The sequence below is a fragment of the Qipengyuania algicola genome, assembly GCF_042492175.1.
In the GTDB taxonomy this organism is placed as follows: Bacteria; Pseudomonadota; Alphaproteobacteria; order Sphingomonadales; family Sphingomonadaceae; genus CAJXSN01.
Genome location: NZ_CP170453.1, coordinates 935750 through 949445 on the forward strand (window position 1 = coordinate 935750; position 13696 = coordinate 949445).

The 13696-nt window shown below is 63.0% G+C and carries 8 protein-coding genes; 6 read left to right on the top strand and 2 right to left on the bottom strand.

Features of this window, described 5'->3' with window-relative positions; translation table 11 throughout:
- The first annotated feature begins 92 nt into the window (after nt 1–92).
- The 6 genes from ACFCW2_RS04485 to ACFCW2_RS04510 all read left to right on the top strand — a co-directional run bounded on the left by ACFCW2_RS04485 (nt 93) and on the right by ACFCW2_RS04510 (nt 12480).
- Nucleotides 93–1337 carry a TIGR04063 family PEP-CTERM/XrtA system glycosyltransferase gene (locus tag ACFCW2_RS04485; protein WP_379548431.1) on the top strand — a complete coding sequence of 415 codons (1245 nt, stop codon included), beginning with the start codon at nt 93–95 and terminating at the stop codon, nt 1335–1337.
- A gap of 45 nt (nt 1338–1382) precedes the next feature.
- Nucleotides 1383–3566 (top strand): hypothetical protein, encoded by a 2184-nt coding sequence (locus ACFCW2_RS04490; RefSeq protein ID WP_379548432.1) that lies wholly within the window; start codon nt 1383–1385, stop codon nt 3564–3566.
- 243 nt (nt 3567–3809) lie between these two features.
- Nucleotides 3810–8474, top strand: coding sequence for a glutamate synthase large subunit (gltB, locus tag ACFCW2_RS04495; RefSeq protein WP_379548433.1), 4665 nt, complete (start codon nt 3810–3812; stop codon nt 8472–8474).
- Between the two features lie 58 nt (nt 8475–8532).
- A complete protein-coding gene (locus ACFCW2_RS04500; protein WP_379548434.1) occupies nt 8533–9969 on the top strand; it encodes a glutamate synthase subunit beta in 1437 nt (478 codons plus the stop codon).
- A gap of 330 nt (nt 9970–10299) precedes the next feature.
- Nucleotides 10300–11373 carry a carbohydrate porin gene (locus tag ACFCW2_RS04505; RefSeq protein WP_379548923.1) on the top strand — a complete coding sequence of 358 codons (1074 nt, stop codon included), beginning with the start codon at nt 10300–10302 and terminating at the stop codon, nt 11371–11373.
- Between the two features lie 84 nt (nt 11374–11457).
- Nucleotides 11458–12480, top strand: a complete 1023-nt coding sequence (locus ACFCW2_RS04510) for a YeeE/YedE thiosulfate transporter family protein (protein WP_379548435.1) — start codon at nt 11458–11460, stop codon at nt 12478–12480.
- Here the strand turns inward: ACFCW2_RS04510 and ACFCW2_RS04515 are convergent.
- A complete protein-coding gene (locus tag ACFCW2_RS04515; RefSeq protein ID WP_379548436.1) occupies nt 12455–12823 on the bottom strand; it encodes a TraR/DksA family transcriptional regulator in 369 nt (122 codons plus the stop codon). The genes ACFCW2_RS04510 and ACFCW2_RS04515 overlap by 26 nt on opposite strands.
- A gap of 176 nt (nt 12824–12999) precedes the next feature.
- Nucleotides 13000–13695 (bottom strand): uracil-DNA glycosylase, encoded by a 696-nt coding sequence (locus tag ACFCW2_RS04520; protein WP_379548437.1) that lies wholly within the window; start codon nt 13693–13695, stop codon nt 13000–13002.
- Between the last annotated feature and the right edge of the window lies 1 nt (nt 13696).

Sequence of the window (13696 nt, forward strand, 5' to 3'; positions counted from 1 at the left end):
GTGCGGGCCGGTATGGCCTGCCTTTGGTTACCGGTTCGCTACCACTGACGGGTTGACGGGCCGTTAAGCAAACCATGGCAGAAGCGCTCCCCATGACGACACAGCCACGCATCTTGCATGTTCTCGACCATTCGCTGCCCCTGCACAGCGGCTACACCTTTCGCACGCGCGCCATTTTAAAGGCGCAGGAACGCGCCGGAATGGAAGTGCGCGGCATCACCAGCCTGCGGCACAGCGCGAAAGGTCCGATGCAGGAAGAGGCCGAAGGGCTGATTTTCCACCGTACGCCCGATGATGGCGATACCGGCTCGCTTCCGGCAATCAGCGAGATTCGCGAGATCAACCGTCTCGCCAAAGCCATTGAGGAACTGGCGAAGGAATGGCGTCCCGATGTGCTGCACGCCCATTCTCCTGCATTGTGCGGGATGGCGGCTGTGCGGGCGGGCGCACGGCTGGGCATTCCGGTCGTTTATGAAATCCGCGCCTTCTGGGAAGATGCTGCGGTCGGCAATGGTCAGGGACGCGAGGGTTCGCTGAAATACCGCATGACCCGCGCGCTGGAAAACCGGGTGGTGGCCCGCGCCGATGCGGTCTTCACCATCTGCTCAGGCTTGCGGGACGATTTGATCGAGCGCGGCTTTGACGGCGGACGGATCGGGATTTCGCCCAACGGGGTCGATTTGTCATTGTTCGGCGAACCGGCGCAGCGCGATGATGCGCTGGCGGCTTCTTTGGGCATCGATGGTGGTCCGGTGATCGGCTTTATCGGCAGTTTCTACGATTATGAGGGGCTGGACGATCTGATCGCCGCCATGCCGATGCTCCGCGAGCGCCAGCCCGGGGCGCATCTGCTGATGGTCGGCGGCGGGCCGATGAATCAGGCGTTGCAAGCGCAGGCGGCAGCATCCCCGTGCGCCGATGCGATCCATTTCACCGGCCGCGTGCCGCATGAGGAGGTGGAGAAATATTACGCGCTGACCGATATCCTCGCTTATCCGCGAAAACGTAGCCGTCTGACCGATCTGGTCACCCCGCTAAAGCCTCTCGAAGCCATGGCCCAGCGGCGGCTGGTCGCAGCATCCGATGTAGGCGGACACCGCGAATTGATGGAAGACGGTGTCACCGGCACGCTGTTCCCGGCGGACGATCCGGAGGGGATTGCGCAGGCGCTGGCCAGCCTGTCGGCCCGGCGCAGTGACTGGGATGAGATCCGTGAGCGCGCTTACGAGCATGTCGCAGCCCGTCACGACTGGGATGCGGGCATCCATCGTTATCAAAGCGTTTACCATCATTTGCTAGCAAACCTGAAGATTAGGCCCGTTCCGGCCGCTGCCTGAACCGCAGCACCGGCACACGGGCGGCAACAGGAAAGTAGTTTGGGCATGGCACGTAAAAAGCAGAAAGCTGCAAAGGGTGGAGCGCCGATCAGCACTCACCCGGCCTTTCCCGCGATAGTTGCCCTGTGGTTTGCGGCACTATTCGGCATTGGCAGCATGGTCTTGCCCGACGCCCTGGTCGAAAACGCCATCGCCACAATCGGCTTGCACAAAATTCTTCCCGCCGCCGCTCCGCCGCTCGGCTTTACAGCGCGCGCGATGATTGCCCTTGTGGTCGCTGGTCTCGGACTGGTGGCTGGCCTGTTTCTGGCCCGCAAGGTGGCGCAGTCCCAGGCAGCGCCCAAGGAGCGCAGTCGCGACTTGCAATTGAAAGAAGCCGACCGTCACCCCGACGCCCCCGCCAAACGCCCGATCTCGGCCCGCGCCGAACTCGGCAGCGAAGGTCTTGGCCCAATGGAGGACCCGTGGAAATTCGAAGACGAATGGGCTTCGGATGATGACGATGAGTACGAGGACGACGACGGTTACGACTACGATGAATATGATGACGACGCGTCCTATGACGGTGAGGATGCCGGTGAAGATGCCGGTGAAGATCACGCAGAAGCGGCTCGCAAGCCCGTGCCAGGTGCCTTGCCCGGTCGCCGCCGCGCGCTTTCGGTAACCGACGATTCCGGCCCCAGCGACTACCTTCAGAAGGTCCCGCTTCCCGGCGAAAGCTACGATGATCCTCTCGAGCTCGATATCCTCGAGGAAGAAGAGATCGAGGACATGGCTGCCGAGGACGAAACGGCAGTTGAAGAATTCAATCAGGAATTCGCGTCCTTGCGCAACGACGCGTTTGTTCCGGCACCCGCGCCGCAGCCGCGCTCTTCGCACAGCGAGTCGGGTATCATTGATCCGTTGGCCGACCTGACAGCGCCCGACGAAGGGGGCGATGAAGCGGTCGATCATGCAGAGGAGGAACCGGCAGTTGCGGGCGATCCCGCTGCCGTGTTTGCGCAAGCAGAAGCGGCCCAGTCGGCCGGTTCTGTTGACGCTCACCCCGAACAGACAAACGAATTTTCAACCTCCCCAATGCAGGCATCCCCCGTGCAGGCACCTTCCCAAGCACCAGTGCAGGAACAACCGATGACAGAGCCCACTCCGGACAATTTCGCGGCCCCAAGCGCGGCGCCTGCCGCTACGCCGGCCCAGTCGCCGGCTTCCCCGGCCTCAGCTGCGCTGTCCGATCTCGGGATGGCCGAGCTGGTGGAGCGTTTTGCCACCGCCATGCAGGCCAAGGCAGAGCGTGACGAAAGCGCTCCGGAAGCATCTGTAGAAGTAGGCGCCCCGTCGCATGCATTCGATGGGGCCAACCCCTTTGCCGATCGCGCAGCCGAGGCCGACCTCGGTCAGCGCGGCGCAGCGCCTTCGATGGCCTCGCCCCTGCCGTTCACGTCGCCTCTCTCGGCGCACGATCCCGAGCCTGTTGCGGCGGAATCGACACCGGCTGCGGAACCTGCTCAGGCGCCTACAGCCGAAGAGGCACCGGTCGACGATGCACCGGCTGCGCCGATGGTATTCCGCCGCTCGGGAGCATCGGAAGACCCCGCAGCGCCCGCGCAGGCAGAGGCTGCGCCCTCCTTCGCGCAGGAACGCGGCATTCCGTCAGCGCTGCAGCCCCTCGACCTGCAAGACGAAGATGACGAGGACGACGATACGGCCCATGCGCCGCTTTCGATCGACTTCGCAGCCCAGCGTCCCTTTGCCGACCCGGTTGCGAAGGCACCGGCATCACCGGAAACCAACTCGCCGGATGCAAGTCCGCGCGATCCGCTGGCCGGGCCTGTACCGTCCAATCTCTTTGCCGCTTCCGAGCCTGAAGCCGAAGGTGCCGAAGAAGAGGGCAGCGAAGACGCCTACAGCTCGCTTCTGTCGATGAAGAGCAAGCTGTCGGGACAGGAATTCGTGCGGGTCGACGACGAGGATGACGCAGCAGATTCCTTGCCGGAACCGGTCGTCGTATTCCCCGGCCAGAACGAAAACCGCCAGGGCGAGAGCCGCCCATTTTCACAGGAAGCACAGACTCCGGCCCGCATGTTCGATGCTCCGGCAGAAGCGGCTCAAGGCGGAAACCCCGTGCCGCAGCCGACCACGCCTCCCAGCGCCCCTTCCGACCCGACCGAAACCGAACGGGCTCTGCGCGAAGCGCTCGAGAAGCTGCAGCGCATGAGCGGCGCCGCCTGATCGGGCGATAGGCGGCGCGGCCTGTGCCGCTTAAGCGAACATAATCCGGCTTACCGGATCGGCGCGGCACTTTGCCGTGGCCAAGATTTCGTTCGCCCCTTCGCACTTGCAAAAAACATATCCTGTCGCCAAAAGGATGGCTCGCGACAGTTTCGTACAAGGCTTTGCCGACGAAACGCGTGCTTAATTGCCGCGCGCTGCCCTGAGGGTGTGCTGCACGGCACCTGACAGGAATGGCAATTTATGGTGCACCCCGCTTCGCAGGGCCTCTACGATCCGCGTAATGAACACGATGCCTGCGGCGTCGGCTTTGTCGCGCATATTAAAGGCGAGCGGAGCCACGATATTGTCAAACAGGGACTGGAGATCCTTTCCAATCTCGATCACCGCGGCGCTGTCGGGGCCGATCCACTGCTGGGCGACGGTGCCGGCATTCTGCTTCAGATCCCCGATCCGCTGATTCGCAAATGGGCGGAAACGAACGGCCACGATCTGCCCCAGCGCGGCGAATATGCGGTGGCCATGTGTTTCCTGCCGCAGGACGAGGCGAGCCGCGATTTCGTGATCGAGCGGCTGGAGCGCTTCACCGAGAAGGAAGGCCAGCGCGTGGTCGGCTGGCGCGATGTGCCGGTGACGCTCGACGGTCTGGGCAAGGCAGTTGTCGCATCCATGCCGGTGATCCGCCAATGCGTGATCGCGCGCGGGCCAAATTGCGCAGACGAAGCTGCGTTCGAACGCAAGCTGGTCGTGATCCGCAAGCAAACTCTTAATCCGCTTGCGAAACTGTCGGAGAAGCATGACTTGCCCGGCCTGACGCAGAGCTACATTCCCAGCTTCAGCGCGCGAACCATTGTGTATAAAGGCCTACTCCTCGCGAACCAGGTTGGCACTTTCTTTGATGATCTGCGCGATCCTGACTGCGTTTCCGCGCTCGGTCTGGTGCACCAGCGCTTCTCCACCAACACCTTCCCCAGCTGGCGACTGGCCCACCCGTTCCGCTTCATGGCGCATAACGGGGAGATCAACACGGTTCGCGGCAATGTGAACTGGATGAATGCCCGCCGCCGGACGATGGAGAGCGAACTGCTCGGCCCCGATCTGGACAAGATGTGGCCCCTGATCCCGTATGGCCAATCGGACACCGCTTGCCTCGACAATGCGCTGGAGCTGCTGCTGGCGGGTGGATATTCGCTGGCCCACGCCATGATGATGCTGATGCCGGAGGCCTGGGCCAAGAACACCCAGATGGAGCCGGGCCGCCGCGCGTTTTACGAATATCACGCCGCGCTGATGGAGCCTTGGGATGGCCCCGCCGCCGTCGCATTTACCGATGGCCGCCAGATCGGTGCGACGCTGGACCGCAACGGCCTGCGACCGGCGCGCTTCTGCGTGACCAAGGATGATCTGATCTGCCTGTCCTCCGAAAGCGGCGTGCTGCCGTTCGACGATGCCGACATCACCCGCAAATGGCGCTTGCAGCCGGGCAAGATGCTGCTGATTGATCTGGAAGAGGGCCGGATCATCGAAGACGGCGAGTTGAAAGCACAATTGGCCGCCGACAAGCCCTACGCCCAGTGGCTCGACACAGCGCAGTACAAGCTGGAAGACCTCGAGATCGTCGATCCCGAATTCGCGATGCTGGGGCAGGACGAAAACCTCGAAACGCCTACCTTGCTACAGGCCCAGCAGACCTTTGGTTACACGCAGGAAGACATCACGCGCTTCCTCGAGCCGATGGCGCTCAACGCGGACGATCCGCTCGGCTCTATGGGCACCGACACGCCGATTGCCGTGCTCTCCGACAAGAGCCGAATGCTGTATGATTATTTCAAACAGAACTTCGCGCAGGTAACCAACCCGCCGATTGACCCGATCCGCGAAGAACTGGTGATGAGCCTGCTGTCCATGATCGGCCCGCGCCCCAATCTGCTGGGCAAAGAAGCCGGGACGCACAAGCGCTTGGAAGTCAGCCAGCCAATCCTGACCAATGCCGATCTGGCGAAAATCCGTTCGGTCGAAACCGCATTGGATGGCGCATTCCGTACCGCCACCGTGGACACCACGTGGGACGCGGACAGCGGCGCGGAAGGCGTGGAGCTGGCGATCAAGGAAATGTGCTGGGCCGCGACCGAGGCCGTGCTGCAGGATGCCAATATCCTTATCCTGTCCGACCGCGCGATGAGCGAGAGCCGCATTCCCCTGCCTGCCGCACTCGCCACATCTGCCGTGCACCACCATCTGGTGCGCCAGGGTTTGCGGATGCAGACAGGCCTTGTCGTGGAAACCGGCGAAGCGCGCGAAGTGCACCATTACTGCGTGCTCGCGGGCTACGGCGCGGAAGCAATCAACCCGTATCTGGCGTTCGAAACACTGGAAGGCCTGCGGGTCAAACGCCATCCCGATCTGACGCCGGAGCAGGTCGAGGCGAATTACATCAAGGCCGTGGGCAAGGGCATCCGCAAGGTGATGTCCAAGATGGGCATTTCGACCTACCAGTCCTATTGCGGCGCGCAGATCTTCGACGCGGTCGGGCTCTCCAGCGCGCTGGTCGACAGCTATTTCACCGGCACCGCCACCACGATCGAAGGCATCGGGCTGGCCGAACTGGCCGAGGAATCGATCCGCCGCCACGCGCTCGCCTATGGCGATGATCCGCTCCACACCGAAATGCTGGATGTCGGCGGCATCTACCAGTTCCGTCTGCGCGGCGAGGACCATGCTTGGACCCCCACCAACGTTGCACAATTGCAGCACGCCGTGCGCGGCGGGCCGGACGAGAAAGGCTACGAGAACTACAACGCCTTTGCGGAATCGCTGAACAATCAGGCGGAGCGCCTGCTGACCATTCGCGGCCTGCTGGAATTTCAGGAGGCGGAGACCCCGCTCGATATCGACGAGGTTGAACCGGCCTCCGAAATCGTCAAACGCTTCAGCACCGGCGCGATGAGTCTCGGCTCGATCAGCCACGAAGCGCACTCGACCATGGCCATCGCTATGAACCGCATGGGCGCCCGCTCCAACACCGGTGAAGGGGGCGAGGAACCGTTCCGCTTCACCCCGATGGACAACGGCGATTCGATGCGCAGCCGGATCAAGCAGGTGGCCAGTGGCCGCTTCGGTGTGACCACGGAATATCTGGTCAATTCGGACGATATCCAGATCAAGATGGCGCAGGGCGCGAAGCCCGGCGAAGGCGGTCAGCTGCCCGGCCACAAGGTGGACAAGCGGATTGGCGCCGTGCGCCATTCGACGCCGGGTGTGGGCCTGATCTCGCCCCCGCCGCATCACGATATTTATTCGATCGAAGACCTTGCCCAGCTGATCCACGATCTGAAGAACGTGAAGCCCAGCTCGCGCATTTCCGTGAAACTGGTATCGGAAGTGGGCGTGGGCACCGTGGCGGCGGGTGTCTCCAAAGCGCGCGCCGATCACGTCACCATCTCGGGTTATGAAGGCGGGACCGGCGCTTCGCCGCTCACCAGCCTGACCCATGCCGGCAGCCCGTGGGAAATAGGCCTTGCCGAAACCCAGCAGACGCTGCTGCTCAACGATCTGCGCAGCCGCATTGCGGTGCAGGTCGATGGCGGCCTGCGGACGGGCCGCGATGTAGCAGTGGGCGCATTGCTGGGGGCGGACGAGTTCGGCTTCTCCACCGCACCGCTGATTGCGGCGGGCTGCATCATGATGCGCAAATGCCATCTCAACACCTGCCCCGTGGGTGTAGCAACGCAGGATCCGGAACTGCGCGCGCGCTTCACCGGCACACCGGAGCACGTGATCAATTACTTCTTCTATGTGGCCGAAGAACTGCGCGCGATCATGGCCCGCATGGGCTTCCGCACCGTGGACGATATGGTTGGCCGGGTGGACCTGCTCGACACCCGCCGGGTGGACCGGCACTGGAAGGCGGACGGCGTGGACCTCTCTCGCCTGCTCCATCAGGTCGATTTGCCCGAAGGCCGCCAGCTGCATCACACGCAGACGCAGGAACACGGGCTGGAAGCCGCGATGGACAACGATCTGATCGCCGCAGCACAAGGCGCCATCGACACCGGCGAACCGGTGCAGATCACCCGCGAGATTCGCAACGTGCACCGCACAGTCGGCGCAATGCTTTCGGGCCGGATTGCCGAAAAGCACGGCCATGCAGGGCTCGCTCCCGATACCGTGCAGGTGAACTTCACCGGCGTGGCGGGACAAAGCTTCGGCGCGTGGCTGGCGCACGGCGTCACGCTCGATCTGGTCGGCGATGCCAATGATTATGTCGGCAAGGGCCTGTCAGGCGGGCGAATCATCGTGCGTGCCCCCGATGGCGCACCGCGTTCGCCTGACCAGAACATCATTGTCGGCAACACCGTGCTCTATGGCGCGATTGCGGGCGAGGCCTATTTCGAAGGCGTCGGAGGCGAGCGGTTTGCCGTCCGCAATTCGGGCGCGATCGCCGTGGTCGAGGGTGCGGGCGACCACGCCTGCGAATATATGACCGGCGGCGTAGTGGCCGTGCTGGGCAAGACGGGCCGCAATTTCGCTGCGGGGATGAGCGGCGGCATCGCCTATGTGCTGGACGAGGACGGCACCTTTGCCGATCTGGTCAATCCGGCGCAGGTCGAACTGGAGCGGATCAGCGGCGAGCCTTCGCCCGACGAAGGCACAGGCCTGCCCCGCCAGCGCCCGCAAAGCGTGCATGATTACGGCATGGGCGACATGCTGCGCCACGATGCAGAGCGGCTGCGCATTCTGGTCGAGCGGCACAAGCTCCACACCGGCAGCGCGAAGGCGGCGGCTTTGCTGGAGGATTGGGACACGGCGCTCACGAAATTCGTCAAGGTCATGCCGACCGACTATCGCCGCGCGCTCACCAACCTCGAAAACGAGCGTGAAGAAGCGGCATCGGAAGCGGCGGAATAACAATTGGTGAACCCCCGCCTTCGCGGGGATGACGAACATTTTTTGGGACTAAAATTGCATGGGCAAAGAAACCGGCTTTCTGGAAATCGAACGGCGCGAACGGGACTATCTCGCGCCAGAAGAGCGCGTGCAAAACTACCGCGAATTTACCGTCTCGCCGCCGGAAAAGGTGCTGCGCGAGCAGGCCGCGCGGTGCATGAATTGCGGCATTCCGTATTGTCACAACGGCTGCCCGGTGAACAACATCATCCCCGACTGGAACCATCTGGTGTACGAAGATGACTGGAAAAACGCGCTCACCGTCCTTCATTCGACCAACAATTTCCCAGAATTCACCGGCCGCATCTGCCCCGCCCCGTGCGAGGCCGCGTGCACGCTCAACATCACCGACAATCCGGTGACCATCAAAAGCATCGAGTGCGCGATTATTGATCGCGGGTTCGAAGAAGGCTGGGTGAAACCGCAAGTGCCCGAAAAGCAGACCGGGCGCTCCGTTGCGGTCATCGGTTCCGGTCCTGCAGGCCTTGCCTGCGCCCAGCAACTCGCCCGCGCGGGCCATGCCGTCACCGTGTTCGAAAAGAACGACCGGATCGGCGGATTGCTGCGCTACGGCATCCCCGACTTCAAGATGGAGAAGCATCTGATCAACCGCCGCGCGGTGCAGATGGAAGCCGAGGGCGTGGTGTTCAAAACCAGCTCCGAAGTCGGCGTGGAAGTCAGCTTGCAGGCATTGCGCGAAAACTTCGATGCGGTGGTAATGGCGGGCGGCGCGGAGGAAGCCCGCGCGCTCGATATTCCAGGCGCTGAAATGCCCGGCGTGCGGCTGGCGATGGAATTCCTGACCCAGCAGAACAAGCGCAATGCGGGTGACGACGAGGTTCGCGCCGCCCCGCGCGGCACGCTGACCGCCACGGGCAAGGACGTAATCGTGATCGGCGGCGGGGACACCGGTTCCGATTGTGTCGGCACCTCCAACCGGCAGGGCGCAAAAAGCGTCACCCAGCTGGAGATTATGCCCCAGCCGCCCGAGCATGAGGACAAGGCGATGACGTGGCCCGATTGGCCGGTGAAGATGCGCACCACCTCCAGCCACGAGGAAGGCGCGAACCGTGACTGGTCGATCCTGACCAAGCGGGTGATCGGCGACGGCGAGAACATGACCGGCCTCGAATGCGTGCGCATCGAATGGCGCGATGGCAAGATCGAGGAAATCGAAGGGAGCGAATTTACCCTGCCCGCCGATCTGATCCTGCTGGCGATGGGCTTCACCGGCCCCAAGCGACGCGGCTTGCTCGACCGGGCAGGCGTCGATCTCGACGGCCGCGGCAATGTTGCCGCCGATACCGACAGCTACGTCACCAGCGAGCCGGACATTTTTGCATGCGGAGACATGCGTCGCGGGCAAAGCTTGGTCGTTTGGGCAATCCGCGAAGGCCGCCAATGCGCCCGCGCTGTGGACGGGGCATTGATGGGTGTATCCCACCTGCCACGCTGATGCGTGTGCCGTTAAGCTGCCGGCCAGTAAGTACTTGCTAACAATACCATCTTAGACCAAGGGAAATTACTTGGTACGTCCCGGGCCTGATCGCACCCGGTATTCGGGATGGGGGTTAATTTGTTGGTTAGGCAAGTATTGCCGTACGGCCTGTTGGCGTGTGCGCTTTTGCTGTGTGCGCCTGTCGCGGCGCAGGATGAGATGGGGGATGAAGCGCGCCCCTTTTCCGCCTCGCCTGCAGACGATGCGTCAGGCACCCCGCAACCTGCAACTCTGGCTACAGAAGAACCCGAGGCCGCGCCTGTCCGATCGCCCATAGACCTCGATTTGGTGTGGACACAATTCGCCAGCGCTTACGATGTAGGCGGCGGCACTTCGGGCGAAACCTATGGCGGCAAGATCGACCTGTTCGCCAAGATCGGTGGCAGCGCCATCGGGCTGGACGACAGCATCTCGATCAGCGCCCATCCGGAATTTCGCTATGGCGGCGATCCCAATGCGGAGGTCGGCCTGCTACCCGTCAACACAGCGCTGTTCTATCCCGCCGATGATGGCGAAGTGGTGGACCTCGCGCTCAATGTCACCAAGACTTGGCAATCCGGCGTTTCGCTCACCGTGGGCAAGCTGAATGCGCTGGATTACGTCGCGCAGATCCCAATCGAGGGCGGCGGCGGGCTGGAGGGCTTCCGCAATCTGGGCATCGCCCTGCCCCCCAGCGCGATTGTCCCCGCCAATCTCACCGGCGCACTGCTGACCATCCCGACGGACAAAGCGATCTTTCGCCTGTGGGTCTACGATCCCTATCTGCAATCGCAGCGGACCGGGCTGGAAGACCCGTTTGCCACCGGCGTCGGCGGGCTCGCCATGGTCAGCGTACCGGCCAAAATCGGCGGCAAGCCGGGAATGTATTCGCTGAAATTCACCGGCACCACCCGCACCGGCCCGCCAACGGAAATCCTGCCCCCCGTGCTCCAGCCCATCCCCGGCGGGCAATGGGGGCGGCAGAAGGGCACCGGCAGCGTCACGTTCTCTTTCCAGCAATTCCTGACCCTCGCCGCCGACAATCCCGGCAAAGGCATCGGCCTGTTCGGGCAGGCTTTCCTGACCGATGGCGATCCCAACCCGCTGGACTGGAGCGCCTTTATCGGCGTGTCGGGCGATATTCCGGGCCGCCCGCAGGACAAGGCCGGCCTGACATATTTCCATTATTCCTTGAGCAATGAACTGGTCAGCGACCTTTCCCCCTTCATCGCGTTCGAGGACGAATACGGGGTCGAGGCCTTCTACACACTCGGCGTCACCGACTGGCTGCGCGTCACCGCCGATGTGCAATGGGTCAACTCCAGCATCGCCGCGCGGGGGAACGCCGTGATCGGGACATTTGTGCTGCAAACGCGGTTTTAGGGAGAACCGCCGCAAGCGCTCTTTGGCCAGATCAGGTCAACTGTCTTTCGCAGCATCTTCCCAAGAGGGTCAACCGCGTCCATCATGCCTATCGACATAGTCTGGTGTGACCGGGGTGCACCTAATTTGGATCAGTTTCAGAACCTCTTTTCTATCATCGCTGTCACAGTGATGGCGTTCGCGATGGGATTTGCGATCCGCCGTGGGAGCGTATGCCTGGTCGACGCTTCCCAGCGCGCCGTGGTCAAGGGCAAGACTCTCAAACTGAGATCATTTGCCATCGCGGCGGGTGCAGCGGGCGTCATCATCATTCCTGCCGCATGGGCAGCCCCCAACTTGGTCGCGCTCTATCCGGAAGGCCCGATTACTCTGAAATTGTGCGGAGGCGCTGCGCTGTTTGCAATCGGGGCGCGGTTCAATGGCGGTTGCGCATTTGGCACGCTCTCGCGTCTTAGCGGGGGACAGCTTCGATATCTGGGCACCGTGCTTGGTGCGATTGCCGGGGCGATGCTTATCAACCAATCCCCGCCGCTGGTGGCAGACAGGATGTATGTTCAACAGAATTCTTGGGCAGGTCTCGCCGCGTTTGGTCTGTGCGGGCTCGCGGTCTGGCCTGCCTTGAAGCGGGTAACATTCAAAAACGTCGCTGCGTCAGTCGTTCGAAAAGACACTCTGCTACGGCCCACGGGGGCGATGCTGGTGATCGGCTGTCTGGGCGGCACACTGTTCGCTTTTGCGCAGAGCTGGACCTATCTGAGCGTGCTTTCCAGCGAGGGCAGGTTCATTTTTGGCATGACAGGCGAAACCGTTGGCGCACGCCCATTGGCCGCCAGCGGCGCACTTGTCGCCGGTGCGGTTTTTGCCGCCTTCAGATCCGGCCGATTCTCGCCGCGCTGGGCATCCGTGTCGCAATTGACGAGGCACGGCATCGGCGGGATTGCCATGGGTGCAGGCGCGGCGATGGTTCCGGGCAGCAATGGTGTGCTCGTGCTCTACGGGGTCCCGTCGCTGTCACTCAGCGCGATTACAGCCTACGCGGTGATGAGCGTAGTGTTGCTAGCGACGTTCTTGCCGGAAAGGTTCAGACAGAAACGCGCGCGCAAGTAATACACTGCGCCGCGCTGGGGTCATGCGCCAACCTTGCGGGGGCGATTTCCTCGCCGCAGGTTGCGCACCACCCCAACTCGTCTTCGTCCAGCCGGGCGAGCGCAGCATCGATGCGTTGGCGTTCGGCGGCACGGCGGCGTTCTTGGGCCTGAGCCCCCAAACTTTTCGGGCCTGTTGTTGCATCGCGTCCATCCGGGATAACCGCCCGACGCTGTCTTGTTGCAGCGTGACGGGTGCGCGGCCATCTTCGCCCAGCGCGCCTTCCTCCGACAATGCATCGCGGCGCGCGATCAGGCAGGTGCGAGCCTCTTCCGGGGTCATGAGCTTTTGCGTGATAGGCCAATCCTACACGAAAATGTTGTTCTACAGCATCGGCGCTGTTGCAGAGTGCCTTTGATGCCCGAATTCAGCACCTATTTCCCTCCGACGCCCCCGACATCGCGAAAGCCACACCGGCTGCGCATTCCCGGCAACTGTTTCAGCAATATGCGGCGAAAGTCACACTCTTTAGGACAGGGTTCAGCGTTCCCGCGCTGGGCCAGACCAGTCAATGGTCCCGCGCCCGTTGGCCTCCAGAAACGCATTGATCCGGCTGAACGGCTTGGAGCCGAAGAAGCCGCGATGGGCCGAGAGGGGGCTCGGGTGCGGGCTTTCGATCACCAGATGATGGGGGCTGCGCAAAGCGGGGATGGCCCGCGCCTTCTTCTGGGCGTGCGCGCCCCACAAGACGAATGCGGTCGGCTCGGTGCGCGCTGCCACGCTGGCGACAATCGCATCGGTCAGCGCCTCCCACCCGCGTCCGGCATGGCTGCCCGCCTGCCCGGCCACCACTGTCAGACTGGTGTTGAGCAGCAGGACGCCCGCCTTCGCCCAATGCTCCAGATTGCCGTTTTGCGGCGGCTCTACGCCCAGATCGGCGCGCAATTCCTTGAAGATGTTGACCAGCGACGGCGGCACTTTGACGCCTTCGGGCACAGAGAACGCCAGCCCATGCGCCTGCCCCGGCCCGTGATACGGGTCCTGCCCCAGAATGACCGCACGCACGCTCTCCGGCGGGGTCAGCTCCAGCGCGCGGAGCCGCTGGCCCCTCGGCGGGTAGATCACCTTGCCCGCAGCTTCTTCGGCCCGCAGCCAGCCGCCTAGCGCGCGTACTTCGGCCGTGGCCAGAACAGGCTCCAGCACAGGCCGCCAGCTTTCGGGAACTGTCTCGCTCATA